The sequence below is a fragment of the Nonomuraea sp. NPDC050556 genome, assembly GCF_044457355.1.
Lineage (GTDB): Bacteria > Actinomycetota > Actinomycetes > Streptosporangiales > Streptosporangiaceae > Nonomuraea.
The window spans coordinates 2660950-2674940 of sequence record NZ_JBITGU010000001.1; the positions used below are offsets into that span (position 1 = coordinate 2660950).

General features: G+C 69.0%; 17 protein-coding genes. 7 read left to right on the forward strand and 10 right to left on the reverse strand.

Annotated elements, in window-relative coordinates; all coding sequences use genetic code 11:
* The first annotated feature begins 94 nt into the window (after positions 1-94).
* Positions 95-535: a GNAT family N-acetyltransferase gene (locus tag ACIBG8_RS12890; RefSeq protein WP_397342860.1), complete on the forward strand. Its 441-nt coding sequence runs from the start codon at positions 95-97 to the stop codon at positions 533-535.
* On the opposite strand, the gene ACIBG8_RS12895 is transcribed toward ACIBG8_RS12890, so the two are convergent.
* Positions 509-925 carry a MarR family winged helix-turn-helix transcriptional regulator gene (locus ACIBG8_RS12895; protein ID WP_397342861.1) on the reverse strand — a complete coding sequence of 139 codons (417 nt, stop codon included), beginning with the start codon at positions 923-925 and terminating at the stop codon, positions 509-511. The genes ACIBG8_RS12890 and ACIBG8_RS12895 overlap by 27 nt on opposite strands.
* A gap of 45 nt (positions 926-970) precedes the next feature.
* Between ACIBG8_RS12895 and ACIBG8_RS12900 the strand changes: the two genes are divergently transcribed.
* Together ACIBG8_RS12900 and ACIBG8_RS12905 are read left to right on the forward strand one after the other, a co-directional pair.
* On the forward strand, positions 971-1360 hold the full coding sequence (locus ACIBG8_RS12900) for a PPOX class F420-dependent oxidoreductase (protein WP_397342862.1): 390 nt from the start codon (positions 971-973) through the stop codon (positions 1358-1360).
* 96 nt (positions 1361-1456) lie between these two features.
* The gene (locus ACIBG8_RS12905; protein ID WP_397342863.1) at positions 1457-2011 is read left to right on the forward strand and encodes a hypothetical protein; all 555 of its coding nucleotides are present in this window, start codon (positions 1457-1459) and stop codon (positions 2009-2011) included.
* On the opposite strand, the gene ACIBG8_RS12910 is transcribed toward ACIBG8_RS12905, so the two are convergent.
* Genes ACIBG8_RS12910 through ACIBG8_RS12920 form a run of 3 tightly spaced genes read right to left on the reverse strand, consistent with a single transcriptional unit; the run spans position 1971 to position 5336 of the window.
* Positions 1971-2855 carry a carbohydrate kinase family protein gene (locus ACIBG8_RS12910; protein WP_397342864.1) on the reverse strand — a complete coding sequence of 295 codons (885 nt, stop codon included), beginning with the start codon at positions 2853-2855 and terminating at the stop codon, positions 1971-1973. The genes ACIBG8_RS12905 and ACIBG8_RS12910 overlap by 41 nt on opposite strands.
* Positions 2852-3877, reverse strand: a complete 1026-nt coding sequence (locus ACIBG8_RS12915; RefSeq protein WP_397342865.1) for a LacI family DNA-binding transcriptional regulator — start codon at positions 3875-3877, stop codon at positions 2852-2854. Before ACIBG8_RS12915 ends, ACIBG8_RS12910 begins: the two co-directional genes overlap by 4 nt.
* Positions 3878-3887: 10 nt before the next feature.
* A complete protein-coding gene (locus tag ACIBG8_RS12920) occupies positions 3888-5336 on the reverse strand; it encodes a glycoside hydrolase family 13 protein (protein ID WP_397342866.1) in 1449 nt (482 codons plus the stop codon).
* Positions 5337-5564: 228 nt separating this feature from the next.
* Here ACIBG8_RS12920 and ACIBG8_RS12925 point away from each other — a divergent pair, with 228 nt between their 5' ends.
* Positions 5565-6845 carry an ABC transporter ATP-binding protein gene (locus ACIBG8_RS12925; RefSeq protein WP_397342867.1) on the forward strand — a complete coding sequence of 427 codons (1281 nt, stop codon included), beginning with the start codon at positions 5565-5567 and terminating at the stop codon, positions 6843-6845.
* Here ACIBG8_RS12925 and ACIBG8_RS12930 read toward each other — a convergent pair.
* The 3 genes from ACIBG8_RS12930 to ACIBG8_RS12940 form a co-directional block, all read right to left on the reverse strand.
* Positions 6805-7527: a carbon-nitrogen hydrolase family protein gene (locus ACIBG8_RS12930; RefSeq protein WP_397342868.1), complete on the reverse strand. Its 723-nt coding sequence runs from the start codon at positions 7525-7527 to the stop codon at positions 6805-6807. The two genes, ACIBG8_RS12925 and ACIBG8_RS12930, sit on opposite strands and share 41 nt — an antisense overlap.
* Before the next feature lie 38 nt (positions 7528-7565).
* Positions 7566-8669: an epoxide hydrolase family protein gene (locus ACIBG8_RS12935; protein ID WP_397342869.1), complete on the reverse strand. Its 1104-nt coding sequence runs from the start codon at positions 8667-8669 to the stop codon at positions 7566-7568.
* A 248-nt stretch (positions 8670-8917) separates the two neighbouring features.
* Positions 8918-9262: a DoxX family protein gene (locus ACIBG8_RS12940; RefSeq protein WP_397342871.1), complete on the reverse strand. Its 345-nt coding sequence runs from the start codon at positions 9260-9262 to the stop codon at positions 8918-8920.
* A 46-nt stretch (positions 9263-9308) separates the two neighbouring features.
* Here ACIBG8_RS12940 and ACIBG8_RS12945 point away from each other — a divergent pair, with 46 nt between their 5' ends.
* Positions 9309-9989 carry a TetR/AcrR family transcriptional regulator gene (locus ACIBG8_RS12945; protein WP_397342872.1) on the forward strand — a complete coding sequence of 227 codons (681 nt, stop codon included), beginning with the start codon at positions 9309-9311 and terminating at the stop codon, positions 9987-9989.
* Between the two features lie 83 nt (positions 9990-10072).
* Here the strand turns inward: ACIBG8_RS12945 and ACIBG8_RS12950 are convergent, their stop codons facing one another.
* Positions 10073-10297, reverse strand: coding sequence for a hypothetical protein (locus tag ACIBG8_RS12950; RefSeq protein ID WP_397342873.1), 225 nt, complete (start codon positions 10295-10297; stop codon positions 10073-10075).
* A gap of 482 nt (positions 10298-10779) precedes the next feature.
* Here ACIBG8_RS12950 and ACIBG8_RS12955 point away from each other — a divergent pair, with 482 nt between their 5' ends.
* Positions 10780-11454, forward strand: a complete 675-nt coding sequence (locus tag ACIBG8_RS12955) for an acyltransferase (RefSeq protein WP_397342874.1) — start codon at positions 10780-10782, stop codon at positions 11452-11454.
* A 364-nt stretch (positions 11455-11818) separates the two neighbouring features.
* Here the strand turns inward: ACIBG8_RS12955 and ACIBG8_RS12960 are convergent, their stop codons facing one another.
* Positions 11819-12199 carry a hypothetical protein gene (locus ACIBG8_RS12960; RefSeq protein WP_397342875.1) on the reverse strand — a complete coding sequence of 127 codons (381 nt, stop codon included), beginning with the start codon at positions 12197-12199 and terminating at the stop codon, positions 11819-11821.
* 423 nt (positions 12200-12622) lie between these two features.
* Between ACIBG8_RS12960 and ACIBG8_RS12965 the strand changes: the two genes are divergently transcribed.
* Positions 12623-13237 (forward strand): FMN-dependent NADH-azoreductase, encoded by a 615-nt coding sequence (locus tag ACIBG8_RS12965; RefSeq protein ID WP_397342876.1) that lies wholly within the window; start codon positions 12623-12625, stop codon positions 13235-13237.
* Positions 13238-13398: 161 nt separating this feature from the next.
* On the opposite strand, the gene ACIBG8_RS12970 is transcribed toward ACIBG8_RS12965, so the two are convergent.
* A complete protein-coding gene (locus ACIBG8_RS12970) occupies positions 13399-13905 on the reverse strand; it encodes a hypothetical protein (protein ID WP_397342877.1) in 507 nt (168 codons plus the stop codon).
* Between the last annotated feature and the right edge of the window lie 86 nt (positions 13906-13991).

The window sequence follows — 13991 nt, forward strand, 5'->3', positions numbered from 1 at the left end:
AGGCGGTGGGGCAGGGGGTCGGTGGGCATGGTTTGGTGTTGGGCGAAGGGTTTGGGGCCTAGCATCGCGGGTCTACTGCGTGCTGGAGGAAACCATGCCTGACCTTGTGATCACCGACGCTCCGGATCCGGCCCACGTTGCGCTCATCTCCGATGCGCTCGATCGGTTCAACGTCGACAGCACCGGGGTCGAGGATCAGCGGCCGCTCGCGGTCCTTGTCCGGGATCCCGACTCAAACCAGGTGGTCGGCGGGCTCACCGGGCGGACCTCGCTCGGGCTGTTCTTCGTCGATCTCTTCTTTCTTCCTCCTGAGCTGCGGGGCGGCGGGCTGGGGGCGGAGGTTCTGCGTCGGGCGGAAGAAGAGGCGCGCGCCCGGGGCTGCCGCTCTGCCGTGCTCTACACGATCAGCTTCCAGGCCCCCGGCTTCTACCTGAAACAGGGCTGGGAGCGGTTGGGAGAGGTGCCGTGCGACCCGCCCGGCACCAGCCGCGTCTTCATGACGAAAGCGCTAAATAGCAGCGGTGAACCGGGCTAGCAGGTCACGCAGCACCGCTCGTTCCGAGGCGGTGAAGGCATCGGCGATGCGGCGTTCGATGATCACGGCCGCCGCGTCCGCCTGTGCCAGGGCCTGCCGTCCCGACGACGTCAGGTGGGTTTCGAGCATCTGGCGGTGCCACGGGTGCGGGGTGCGTTCGATCAGATCGTGGTCGAGGAGGTTCTTCAGCACGACCGTCATCGCCTGCGGCGTCACCAGGCACGCGCGGGCCAGCGCCGCCGCCGAAATACCGGGGTTCGCGGAGAGCACCATCAGCGCGGCGTACTGCGGCACGGTCAGCCCCGCCCCCTTGACGGCCGCGTGCTTGGCCGCCATCAGGGTCTGCTCCGCGCGCTTGACGTCCAGCCCCAGCCGGTCCTCTGGCTCCATATACAGCACTTTATCACTATAAAAGCTTTGATAGAGTTCCAAACTATGACAGTGATTCCCGAGAGCCACCTCGACCTGCTCACCCGCCCCCTCTTCGCCCACCTGACGACCCTCATGCCCGACGGAACCCCTCAGGTCACCCCCGTCTGGACGATCTGGGACGGCGAGTTCCTGCGCTTCACCACCACCACGGACCGCCAGAAGGGCAGGAACGCCGCATCCCGCCCGAACGTCGCGATCTCCATCAACGACCCGGCTCAGCCGTACCGCTATCTGGAGGTTCGCGGAGTTGTGGAGCGGATGGACCCCGACCCCGAGGGCGCGTTCTTCGACGTGCTGGCCAAGCGCTACGACCTCGACTACCAGGCCCCGGTGGGCGACAAGGACCGCCGCGTGGTCATCGTCATGCGCCCCACCCGCTGCACCAGCCAGTGAACGTTTAGCGATCTGTAATCCGCCGCTGGTGTGATGGGCGGCGTGATCATGCGGTTGGTGGTGCCCAGTGCGGTGGTTTTCGCACCCTTGGGCGTGGTGACGGTCCTGGTGTGGCCGGTGCTGGTGGAGCGTGGCTGGGAGCGTACGGCGGCGCTGACCGTGCTGCTGTGGCTCCTGGCCTGGGCCGTCGTGCTGGCGGCGACCGTCGAGGTGGCGAGCGCGGCGCGGGAGGGCAGGGTGCTCGGCGCCGCGAAGGCGTTGCGCGTCGCGCTGAAAAGGATGCCCGCGCTGGTCGCCCTGCTCGTCACGGGGCTCGTGGTGGTGCTCGTGATCGCACTGGTCGCCGTGTGGGCCGGGAGCGCGGCCTGGGTGGCGGTGGCCGGGCTCGGTGCGATCGCGGCGCCGCTGGTGCTGGCCGTACCGACTGTTGTCGCAGGTGGTACGGCTGCGCGGGCCTTGTCGGGCGCCTATCCGGAGTTCTTCGCCCTCCCCTGGGCGGCGAAGGCCAAGGTGGCCGCCGTGGTGGCGGTGCCGTGCGCGGTGGTGCGGTTGCTGCTGGAGTTCACGCCGAGGGAGGCGCATCCGGCCATGTGGGTGGCGTGCGCGTTCGTCACCGCGCTGATGGGTGGCCTGCTGCCCGCGCGAGCATGACGTCCTCGGTGATGGGTGCCTCGTGGGTGCCCGCGCTGGTGCAGGCGTGCGCCCCGGCTATGGAGCCGTAGGACACGCATTCCTCCAGCGGCCTGCCGTTCAGCGTGCCGTACAGGAAGCCGGAGACGAAAGCGTCGCCCGCGCCGTTGCTGTCGGCCACGGCGGCGGGCAGGGGGCTGGCGGGAAATGTCCGGAGATCACCCTCGCGCGTCAGCACCAGGCAGCCGTCAGCGCCCCGGGTGCACACGACGGTGTGCGCGCGACCCTCGGAGAGGATCGACCGCATGACGGCAGCGGGGTCGTCAAGAGCGGTCGCGGACAGGAACACCAGGTCCGCGCCATAAGCGAAGTCCTTGTGATAGTCGGCCGAGCCGTCCCAGTCGTGCAGGTCCGTGGAGATCGTCATGCCGTCGAGGTCGGGGAGGACGTCGCGGCAGAAGTCCATGATCGACACGTGCGCGTGGCGCGCGGGCACCTGGTAGAGCTCGCGCGGCAGCCGTTCGCCGGGGGTGGCCCTGGGGTCGTGGAGGGAGGTGCGGCGCCCGTCGGGACCGACCATGAGGACGCTGCGCCGGGTGCCCGCCTCGGCGCGAGCCCAGGCGAAGTCCAGATGCCGCAGCCTGTCGACGATGAGCTGCCCCTGCAGGTCGTCGCCGATCAGGTCGGCGAAGCGGGTCCTGAGGCCGAGCGCCGCGCAGCCGAGCGCGACGCCCGCGCCGGTGTTGCCGATCCGGTCGACCACCGGCGGCACGTGGTAGGTGTCCTTGTACGGCAGCGGCAGCGCGGGCACGTAAGCGGTCGTGTCGACGCCCGCCCCGCCGATCACCAGAACGTCGTAGGTCACCGGTTGACCAGCGGCCCTGAACCGGTGGAGCCGCGCACGACCAACTCGGGCTGGAACATCAGCTCCACCCGCTTGGACGACACCCCGTTGACCTCCTCGAGCAGCGTCGCCACGGCGGCCGAGGCCATCGCGCCGATCGGCTTGCGCACGGTCGTCAGCGGCGGGTCGGTGAACGCGATCAGCGGCGAGTCGTCGAACCCGACCACCGACACCTCCCCAGGCACCGACAGCCCGCGCTCCCTGCACGCCCGGATCGCGCCGAGCGCCATGAGGTCGCTGGCGCAGACGATGCCGGTGCAGCCGCGCATGAGCAGCTGCGTCGCCGCCGCCTGCCCGCCCTCCACCGAGAACAGCGAGTGCGCGATCAGCTCGTCCACGTCCCCGGCGCCGAGAAGCTGCGCCATCGCCTGCTTGTAGCCCTCGATCTTCCTGATCACCGGCACGAACCTGCGTGGCCCGACGGCCAGCCCGATCCGCTCGTGCCCGAGGTCCACCAGATGTTGTACGGCGAGCCGCGACGACAGCCGGTCGTCGGGTGAGATGAAGGGCGCGTCGATCTGCTCGTTGAACCCGTCAACCAGCACGATCGGCAGCCCGCGATCCGTCAGCCGGGTGTAACGGTCCATCCTGGCCGTGGTGTCGGCGTGCAACCCCGACACGAACACGATGCCGCTGACGCCCCGGTCCACGAGGAGCTCGGTGAACTCGTCCTCCGGCGCGCCGCCCGGCATCTGCGTACACAGCACCGGGGTGTAGCCGTGCTGCGTCAGCGCCTTCTCGATCGCCTGGGCGAAGGCGGGGAAGATCGGGTTGTCCAGCTCGGGGGTCACCAGGCCGATGAGCCCGTTGCTGCGCTGGCGCAGCCGTTGCGGCCGCTCGTAGCCCATGAGGTCGAGCGCGGTCATGACCGCTTCCCTCGTGGCGTTCGAGACGCCCGGCTTGCCGTTCAGCACCCGGCTGACCGTGGCTTCGCTGACGCCGGCCTGGGCGGCGATGTCGGCGAGTCGGGCATGGCCTGTCATGGTGGACACTTTACGCAACCTTTCCGCTCCACCAAGCGGCTCCCAGCGGGCCGGAGCTGATCAGGAGCTCGCCGTCCACGCCGAAGTCGATGGGCCGGTCGGTGAGGTTGACCGTGCAGACCAGGTCGCCGCGCCGGAAGACGAGCGTGCCCTCCGGGGAGTCGTGCCATTCCAGAGGACCGTCGAAGGTCCTGCGGATCTTCAGTGCCCGCCGGTAGAGCTCCAAGGTGGAGGTCTCGTCGCCGATCTGCGCCTCGACGCTCAGCCCGTCCCATGAGGCGGGAATCGGCAGCCACGGGTCGCGCCAGCCCAGGTCGCGGGTCCACGGCAGCGGCACCCGGCAGCCGTCGCGCCCGCTGTCGGGGTCGCGCAGCCGCTGCGGGTCCTGCTTGACCTCCTCCGGCAGGTCGAGCACCTCGGGCAGGCCGAGCTCCTCGCCGTTGTAGAGGTAGGCGGAGCCGGGCAGCGCCAGCATGAGCAGCGTCGCCGCCCTGGCCCTGTCGAGGCTGCCGTAGCGGGTGACGTGCCGCCTGACGTCGTGGTTCGACAGCACCCAGGTGGACGGCGCGCCGACGGACTCGGCCGTCGCGAGCGACTCGGTGATCACGGACTTCAGCTTCGCCGCGTCCCACGGCGCGCTGAGGAAGTGGAAGTTGAAGGCCTGGTGAAGCTCGTCGGGGCGGACATAACGGGCCAGCCGCTCGGGCGTCGGCGCCCACGCCTCGGCCACGCCGATGCGCTCGCCCGGGTAGGAGTCGAGGATCTTGCGCCAGTGGCGGTGGATGTCGTGCACGCCGTCCTGGTCGAAGTACGGCACGACCTCGGTGCCGATCATCCGCACCTGGTCGGGGTGGCCGATGTCGGGCAGGTCCCGCGGCTTGACCATGCCGTGCGCGACGTCGATGCGGAAGCCGTCCACGCCCAGGTCGAGCCAGAAGCGGAGGATCGCGTCGAACTCCTCGCGGACCGCCGGGTGCTCCCAGTTGAGGTCGGGCTGCTCCTTGGCGAACAGGTGCAGGTACCACTGCCCGTCCTCGACCTGCGTCCACGCCGAGCCGCCGAAGATCGACTCCCAGTCGTTCGGCTCGTCGCGGAAGATGTAGCGGTCCCTCTTGTTCTCGAGGAACCACGGGTGCTGGTCGGAGGTGTGGTTGGGCACGACGTCCACGATCACCCTGAGGCCCAGGCCGTGCGCCTCGTCGATCAGCGCCTTGGCGTCGGAGAGCTGGCCGAAGATCGGGTCGACGTCGCGGTAGTCGGCCACGTCGTAGCCGAAGTCGGCCATGGGCGAGGCGAAGAAGGGCGTCAGCCAGACCGCGTCCACGCCCAGATCCTTGAGGTACGGCAGGCGTTCCCTGGCGCCGATGAGGTCGCCGATCCCGTCGCCGTTGCCGTCCGCGAAGCTGCGGACGTAGACCTGGTAGATCACCGCGTCACGCCACCAGTCACGCTCTGCCATATCTCCCCCGAAACTCTGGTACCTCCGCACATGAAAGACGTTTCAGCAAAATTGCGCAAGTCATTCCACTCTTGACGGAAACATGTGGCCGAACCGTGACGGTTATAGATTTTTGATGTCAAGGCTGGACATGGTGCGTTAACCCGCGATGTACTACCTCAGCAATCAGCCAGGTCACAGGTGACGTCACACGCCACCACCGGCTCGAACTTCCCAAGGTGTGGGCCCATGAGCTCTGTCGTCCTCGACAAGGTGTCCAAGGTGTATCCGGGCGGCTACCTGGCCGTCGACCGCCTCAGCCTGCGTGCGGAAGACGGTGAGTTCCTCGTCCTGCTCGGCCCGTCCGGTTGCGGCAAGTCGACGCTCCTCCGCATGATCGCCGGGCTCGAAGAAATTACCGAGGGTGACCTCTGGCTGGACGGCCAGATCGCCAACCACCTCGCCCCGCGCGACCGCGACGTGGCCATGGTGTTCCAGAACGGCGCCCTCTACCCGCACCGCACGGTGCGCGGCAACATGGCGTTCCCGCTGGAGATCGCCAAGGAGGATCCGGCCACCGTACGCGCCAGAGTGACGGAACTGTCCAAGGCGCTGCACATCGACGAGCAGCTCGACCGGCGGCCGGCCACCCTGTCCGGCGGCCAGCGCCAGCGGGTGGCGATGGGGCGCGCGATAGTGCGCCAGCCGAAGCTCTTCCTCATGGACGAGCCGCTGTCCAACCTCGACGCGGGCATGCGGACCGAGCTGCGCATGGAGATCTCCTCGCTGGTGCGCTCGCTCGGCGTCACCACCATCTACGTCACGCACGACCAGGTGGAGGCGCTCACCCTGGCCGACAGGATCGCGATACTCAACCGCGGGGTGCTGCAGGACATCGGGACGCCGGGGCAGATCTACAACGACCCGGCCACCGCGTTCACCGCCGCGTTCCTGAGCTCGCAGCAGCTCAACCTGCTGGCGGCGACCGTGCGCACGCCGCAGAACCAGTACGTGATGCTCGACTTCGGGCCGCACCAGCTGATCATGCCGTGGAACGACCCAAGGGCCTACGCGGTGTCGCAGCACGTGGGGACGCAGATCATCGTGGGCCTGCGTCCCGACGGGCTCGCTCCCGCTCCCGAGTCCTACGAGGGGCCGTCGTTCTACGGGCGGGTGCGGGCGCTGGAGTACCACGGGCACGAGTGGCTGGCGTACGCCGAGTGCGGCGTGCCGGCCGTACCCGTGCCCGAGCCGCCGGACCCGCGGGGGCGCGCCGAGGCGCTGGGGCACACGGAGGGCGGGCTGCGGCGGGTGATGCGGCGCATGTTCGGCAACCACCAGGAGCCGCAGGACCAGGAGCAGGTGGGGCAGCACGTGGGGAGCGGGTTCCACCGGCGGGCGGACCTGATCGTACGGCTGGGCGTCCGGCCGTCGTGGCGCGCCGGGGACCCGGCGAAGATCGCGGTGGACTTGAGCCGGTTGATGCTGTTCACCCAGGACGGCGCCCGCATCGACCCACCTCGGCGATAACCATTCCCTCCCGGCCCGTCGGCACTTGCGCCACGACGTCCCCGTCGGGGTTCATCACGCTGGTCGGGCCGTAGGCGATGCGGTGGGGGTCGCGTGCGCCGGTCACGTCGGCGGAGATCACCCACATGCCGGTCTCCCGCGCCCGCTCCGCTCTGACCTGGTGGTGCAGGTCCTTCAAGCGTTCGGCTGCCTGTCGTTTCATCATGTTCTGGCTGGGGACGAGCAGGATCGTCGCGCCCTGGGCGGCGATCGCGGCGGCGGCCTCCGGGTGGCGGGTGTCGGAGCAGATGTTGATGCCGTACTGCCCGAAGGTGGGATAGGCGTCTCCCGGGGTGAAGAGCGACTCCCCCGCGGTCAGGTGGGTCTTGCGGTAGACGCCTCCGAGCTCGCCCTTCGTGAGGACCACGGCCGAGTTGAAATACCGGCCCTCATGGAGCTCGATCAGGCCGAAGACGAGGGTCGGGCCGATGTGGCTCAGGCGCTCGCGGATCGCGGTGAAGGCGGGTGAGGTGAGGGCGAGCGCCTGGGTGCGCACATGGTGCTCCTCGACCAGGTAGCCCTGGAGGAAGCACTCCGGGAAGAGGAGCAGGTTTACGCCGTACGCCTGGGCGGCGAAGCGCTCGATGCACGCCAGCGCCGCCGTACGGTCGCCGAGGATCTCGGGTGGCTGGCACGCTCCCACGCGCGCCGTCCCCACGGATGCGGGGACGGCGCCGGGGGTCACGCCAGGGGGCCGAAGAAAGTGCGGATCTCCGCGGCCACCTGCTCAGGTTCCTCGTGTGCCATGAAGTGTCCGCCCCGCTCCGGCGTACTCCAATGACGCAGGTCCTTGCACACCCGCTCGGTCAGGCTGCGCGGGAGGCCCTTGAATGCGGGCTCGTTGCTCAGCGTGACCGCGGACGGGACCGTGATCGGGGGGACCGGCTTGTTGTGCGGGTAGTCGTAGTACTGCCGGAATGATGTGCCGATCGTGCCGGTCGCCCAGTAGAGGGTGGCGACGGTGAGGATGGTGTCCTTGTCCCACCGGCGCTCCACGTCGCCGCCGCAGTCGCTCCAGTCGCGGTACTTGTCGATGATCCACGCCACCAGCCCCGACGGCGAGTCCGCGAGGGCGGCGGCGATCGTGTCGGGACGCGACCACATGATCTCGCTGTACCCCTGGTCGCGCTCGTCGTAGGCGGCCAGGCGGTCGAGGTAGGCCTGCTCCTCCGGCGTCGCGGGCTCCTGCGTGAAGTCGGTGGTGATCACCGCCGAGGTCACCTGGACGCCCGCCACGACGTCCGGGAACAGCGCGCCCAGCCACTGGGTCACGCCGCCGCCGATGTCCCCGCCGAAAGCGCCGAAACGCCGGTAGCCGAGGGTTTCGGTCATGAGGGAATGCCAGATCTCGGCCACGCGGCGCCTGGTGTACGGCTCGCGGGGCAGGTCGGAGTACAGGAAACCGGGCAGGGACGGGATGACCACGTCGAAGTCGGCGGTCAGCAGGGGCGCGACGCGCAGCATCTCGACGAAGCTGCTCGGCCAGCCGTGGGTGAGGACCAGCGGGAGCGCGCCGGAGTTCTCGCTGCGCAGGTGGACGAAGTGCACCTGGCGTCCGTCCACCTCGGCACGGTAGTGGGGGAAGGTGTTGAGACGCGCCTCCGCGGCGCGCCAGTCGAAGCCGTCGGCCCAGTAGGCCACGAGGTCGCGCAGGTAGGCGGGGTCGACGCCGGCTGCCCAGTAGGTGGAGTCGGAGGGGGTGGTGAAGAGGGTGCGCTTCAGGCGGGTCCTGAGGTCGGCGAGGGTCTCTTCCGGTACGGCGATGCGGAAAGCTTCAGCTGTCATGATTCCTTCGATCAAGAGCACATGGTGCTCCCGAACCTGCTGGTCAGACAGACGCAGCGGCAAGGGACACCCGGACGGGACGGTTCTCGGTCAACGGGCTCACCTCCTCGCGTGGATCAACGTTGACGATCATACCCTTCTTGGAGCGGACTGCACCGATCGCCAGGGGCCAAGGCGCTGACCGCCAAAGCACGGTCTGGCGCCTGCCTGCCGTGATGCGCTCCGCCATACGGCTCAGCCCTGACGCTCTAGACGACGAGCAGCACGAGCACAGCCACGGCCAGCGCCAGGAGCACGGCCGGAGTGAGCATGTGGCTCGTGTCGCCGGAGCGTATGTGAGCGGCACAGGCAACGGCGAAGTACCCGATCGTTCCGATGGCGGCCGCGATTCCCAGGGGCGCCCACACGAGCCCGGCAAGCAGCCCGGCGGCACCGGCGAGCAGGATGACCGCCAGCAGATTGAGCCGCTCCTCGGGAACACCCGCCCTGGCATAGGCCGCCACCACCTCCTCCCGGTGGGAGAGCTTCCGTACGGCGGCGTATGCCATGAGCGCGGCAAGCAGAACGGACACGATGACCGTGGCGACGACCATGCCGCCAATCTAAACGCTTGTACAATATCGTTCAAGAAGGAGGCCCATGAGCCCGCAGCGCAGCAACCGGTCGCAGCTGATCGACGGCACCCTCCGCTGCCTGGAGCGCTTGCCACTGGAACGCGTCACGGCCCGGGTGATCGCGGAGGAGTCCGGCGCAAACCTGGCATCGATCACGTACCACTTCGGCTCCAAGGACAACCTGGTGACCGAAGCGGTGATCGCAGGCCTCGACCGCTGGCTCACCGACATCGCCACCTCCATGGAACCCCCATCCCCCGAACCCACCACCCCCACGGAACCCCCACCCCTCAAACCCACCACCCCCGCGGAACCCTCAGCCCTCGAACCCACCACCCCCACGGAACCCCCAGCCCTGACGTCTTCAAGCGCAAGATTCCACCAGGCGGCTGAAGCGGTGAGGCGTAGCAGCAGCGCACATACAGGCCTGGCCCGAAACTTCCTCGCCGCCCTGTCACGAGCACAGCACGACGAGCGAGTCAGAGAACTGCTGGCCGACGGCTTCGCCCGCACCAGAGTGAACGTCGCCAGGTTGCTGGACCTGGGCGAAGACGAGACAGGCACGGACGCGGGCGCCCTGGTGGTCGCCCTCTTCAACGGCCTGCTGTTCCAAGCCCTGATGGACCCCGCACTGGCAGTGGAGGGAGAACGACTGGAGCGCGCACAACTCCGACTCCTAACCGCCCTACCCGCCACCCCCTCCTAGACCCCCACCCAACCCAGCCCTGCAACCCGAGCCCACCCGACCGCACCCCACCCAGCCGCGCCCCGCCCCACCCTTCCGCCACCTCACCCGCCGCGCCCTGCGCCCTGCCGTGCCCTGCCGCCCCACGCCCCGCGCGGGCCCGCCCCACGCCACGCCGCCCCACACGCCGCGCCGCCCCACACGCCGCCCCACCCTTCCCCCACCCGCCACGCCCTGCGCCCTGCCGTGCCCTGCCGCCCCACGCCCCGCGCGGGCCCGCCCCACACCACGCCGCCCCACACGCCGCGCCGCCCCACACGCCGCCCCACGCCCCGCCCCACGCCACGCCCCGCCCCGCCCCACGCCCCGCCCCGCCCCACGCCACCCAACGCCACGCCACGCCGCCCCGCCCCACGACGCACGGCCCCACGCCGCCCACGCCGCGATGCGATGCGATGCCAGACAAGCACCCCAGGCTCCTCAGCCCGCCCACACCACCCAGATCGCCCAAACCACCTTCACCGCCTGAGCCGTCCAAGCCGCCCCTGCCACAACCCACACAGACCCGACGCCCATCAAGCAAGACATCATCATCGACCTGCGCCCTTCGTCCGACGACAGGCGACGGGCGACGGGCGACGGGCGACGGGCGACAAGCGACGGGAAGGGCGACTACACGCCATAGACCCGTCAAGCGGGAGGATGGTCCGACATATCGCAGTAAGTACGCCACGGGGGCAGATCAGGGGCCACCATCGACTTGCCATTACGGATATGTGACACCCCAAAACAACTACGTAACGTAATGAATATGTCGCACACCGTAGACATCCTGCGAGCCACCGCGAAGGCCACCGCCGCGCGCGCCCTCCACCGGGGCTGGAACTGGGTCCAGGACAGCGCCGCCATCACGCCGGGAACCCCGCTCAGCCGCCGCTTCGCCCGCTTCGGCGAGGGTGCGCGCATCGCCTTCCCGCAGGGCGCCATCTATGGCGAGCCATGGATCTGCATCGGCCCGCACACCCTGATCGGCGCCCACGTCACGGTCAGCGCGGGCCTCGTCCCCGGACTCGACCTGGGCCCCGAGCTGGTCATCGCGATCGGCAGCGGTTGCACCATAGGCCGAGGCAGCCACCTGGTCGGCCACGAGTGCATCATCGTCGGCGCCGACGTGGTCATCTCCCCAAACGTCTACATCACCGACCAGAACCACAGCTACGCCGACCCGTACACCCCCATCGGCAGGCAGTGGGCGGAGAACCAGCCGGTGTCGATCGGCGACGGCTGCTGGATCGGCACGGGCGCCATCATCCTGCCCGGCACCCACCTGGGCAGAAACGTCGCCGTAGCCGCCGGTTCCGTGGTCCGCGGCGAATTCCCGAGCCACTGCGTGATAGCCGGCGCTCCCGCGAGAATCATCCGCCGCTACCTACCAGGCACCGGCTGGCACCCACCCAGAAGAACCATCAGAGCCGTCCCCGACTAACCATACGTATCCGCACGGCACAGCCCGCCGACACCCTGCGCAACCGCACAGCCAGGGGCTCCCCGACAAGCGCTGACCCAGACTGACCATACGGAGCCGTACGGCGAGGGTCGTCGGCGTGCGCCGACTGACTCGCCGCGCGAAGCCGTACGGCGAGGGCCCCGGCGCGTTGCCCGGTACACCATGCGGAGCCGTACGGCAGGGCCGTCGGCACCCCGCCCGGCTCACCATACGCAGGCGTACAGCGAGGGCCGTCGGCGTGTTGTTCGGCTCACCGCACAAAGCCTTGCGGCGAGAGTTGTCAGCGCCGTGTGGGCAACCGTACGGGGGCGTATGGGGAGGGGTTGTTGGTGTGTTACTCGGCTCAGGGTGCCGCCCTCTTGACCATACGGAGGCGTATGGTGAGGGCTGCTGCGGCGAGGGCTGACATGGCCAGTAGGGCCCAGGGGTCGGAGGCGTGGCCGCCGTGTGCCAGGTCGAGCCAGTGGTTGAGGGCGTGGAGGGTGTTGGTGATGAGGAAGCCTGCGAGCACTACTGCTATGACGTCACGCCACCGTAGGGCGAACAGCAGCATGAGGCCGATGCCGATCTGGAAGACGCCTGCGTCGTGCAGGAAGTGCTCGTGGACGGGCCAGTTGGTCATCTTGGCGAAGCCCGCTGGGTCGAGCCAGCACCAGGCTCCTGCGACGATCATGAAGGCGGCGGCGAGCACGAGGACGGCGACGACGAAGCGTTGGGTTCGCATGCCACGAGGACGAGGCGACGTCCTCTCGTTGTGACATCGTCGTCGCGGCTTCCCACACTTCTTTGCTGCATCGCCACTGCTGCTTCCCTGGCACTTCGTTGCTATATCGCCGTTGTGGACTCCCCCGCGCCCAATGCTGTATCGCCGTTGTGGACTCCCCCGCGCCCAATGCTGTATCGCCGTTGCGGCACGCAGCCCTCCTGGCGCACACCCAATGACGGCACTCGACAACACACTGCCGACGGGCCTCTGGCGCACGCCCCCCTGCGAAGCCCCCGACGCCGCCAGGACTTCGGCATCGCTGGCTGGTTGAGGCTCTGGGGGGTTTGGGGCGGGGGTGGGGGTTGACTAAGCGGACTGTGGTCCGTATCTTTACCTCATGAAACGGACTGCGGTCCGGAAAGTTGATGGGGAGGCATGGATATGAGTCGTTTGCTGCACATCTCGTCGTCGCCGCGTGGGGACGAGTCGATCTCGCTGGGGATCGCGGAGACGTTCCTGGCGGAATATCGCGCCACGCACCCAGGGGACACGGTCGATCACTTCGATCTCTGGGATGGGACGTTGCCCGAGTTCGGGCCTGCGGCTGCCAAGGCCAAGATGACTGTCTTCGGGGGTGGTGTGCCGGAGAGTGAGGAGTGGGATGACGCTGTTCGGACGTTCGAGCGGTTCGACTCCTACGACCGCTACCTGTTCAGCGTGCCTATGTGGAACGCCGGCGTGCCGTACAAGCTGAAGCAGTTCATCGACGTCGTCAGTCAGCCTGCGATGGTGTTCGGTGTGCACCCCGAGACGGGGTACAGCGGGCTGCTGCGGGGGAAGCGGGCGGCGGTGATCTACACGAGCGCCGTGTGGGGTCCCGGGCTGGGCAGTGAGTTCGGCAACGACTTCCACTCGACGTTTTTCGCGGACTGGCTGCGGTGGGCGGGCATCACGGACATCCAGGAGATCAGGCACCACCCGACGCTGACCGGCGACTACGAGGTGGAGGGGAAGCTGGCGGACGAGCAGGCTCGACGTGTCGCTGGGACCTTCTAGGGACGAGAAATCGCCGGTGACGGGGTTGCACCCCCGTCACCGGCGGCACCTCGAAAAGAGAAGGTGCGAGGTTCGAGCCTATCGGCCGTCGATGCCGAAGCCGGTCGGCTCGCCGGGCGGGGTGGTTACACGATCAGTGGTGGTTACGCCGTCAGTGGTGGTTACGCGATCAGGTGGCGGGTGAAGACGCGGGCCGAGCTGTCCACCTCGAAGGCGGGCACGCCCCGTGCCCACCCGGGTTCACGTGCAGCGTCTTCTCCACCGACCCCAGCGCGTCGAACAGGGCCAGCCCCCCTCTCCCGAGGGACCATGGGGTCGTCCCACTGGAGGACGAACTCGACCGGTACGGTGACCCGCCCGGCCACCTCCGCCAGACCGAAGAGCCCGAACAACCCCAGCACACCGGCGGTGATGCGCGGCTCGGTCGCCAGCAGCGACAGCCCGCAGTAACCCACCCCACCGCCGATCCCGTCCAGCTTCAGCAGCCCGTCCAGGACCGAGCGCCACTCGGGCACGGCCTGCTCGGTCAGCACCAGGGTGAACCGGGCGACGAGCGCGCCAAGGTCGGGCCGGTCCCCATGACCGGGAGCGTCGACAGCCGCGAAGCCGTTCGCCGCGTAGTGATGGGCGCGAGCCACCACGCCGTCCAGCCCGCCGCCATGGCCCACGAGGATCAGCGGCAGGTCGCCGACCGCGCCGACGGGGGTCCACAGGGCGCCGGTGACGCCGTCGAGGGTGAAGAGTCGTTCCGCGA

Excerpts from the sequence above, each read along its gene's own strand:
- ACIBG8_RS12890 (WP_397342860.1), top strand. The coding sequence starts at position 95 with ATGCCTGACCTTGTGATCACCGACGCTCCGGATCCGGCCCACGTTGCG.
- ACIBG8_RS12895 (WP_397342861.1), bottom strand. The coding sequence starts at position 925 with ATGGAGCCAGAGGACCGGCTGGGGCTGGACGTCAAGCGCGCGGAGCAG.
- ACIBG8_RS12900 (WP_397342862.1), top strand. The coding sequence starts at position 971 with ATGACAGTGATTCCCGAGAGCCACCTCGACCTGCTCACCCGCCCCCTC.
- ACIBG8_RS12915 (WP_397342865.1), bottom strand. The coding sequence starts at position 3,877 with ATGACAGGCCATGCCCGACTCGCCGACATCGCCGCCCAGGCCGGCGTC.
- ACIBG8_RS12920 (WP_397342866.1), bottom strand. The coding sequence starts at position 5,336 with ATGGCAGAGCGTGACTGGTGGCGTGACGCGGTGATCTACCAGGTCTAC.
- ACIBG8_RS12925 (WP_397342867.1), top strand. The coding sequence starts at position 5,565 with ATGAGCTCTGTCGTCCTCGACAAGGTGTCCAAGGTGTATCCGGGCGGC.
- ACIBG8_RS12935 (WP_397342869.1), bottom strand. The coding sequence starts at position 8,669 with ATGACAGCTGAAGCTTTCCGCATCGCCGTACCGGAAGAGACCCTCGCC.
- ACIBG8_RS12940 (WP_397342871.1), bottom strand. The coding sequence starts at position 9,262 with ATGGTCGTCGCCACGGTCATCGTGTCCGTTCTGCTTGCCGCGCTCATG.
- ACIBG8_RS12945 (WP_397342872.1), top strand. The coding sequence starts at position 9,309 with ATGAGCCCGCAGCGCAGCAACCGGTCGCAGCTGATCGACGGCACCCTC.
- ACIBG8_RS12955 (WP_397342874.1), top strand. The coding sequence starts at position 10,780 with ATGTCGCACACCGTAGACATCCTGCGAGCCACCGCGAAGGCCACCGCC.
- ACIBG8_RS12960 (WP_397342875.1), bottom strand. The coding sequence starts at position 12,199 with ATGCGAACCCAACGCTTCGTCGTCGCCGTCCTCGTGCTCGCCGCCGCC.
- ACIBG8_RS12965 (WP_397342876.1), top strand. The coding sequence starts at position 12,623 with ATGAGTCGTTTGCTGCACATCTCGTCGTCGCCGCGTGGGGACGAGTCG.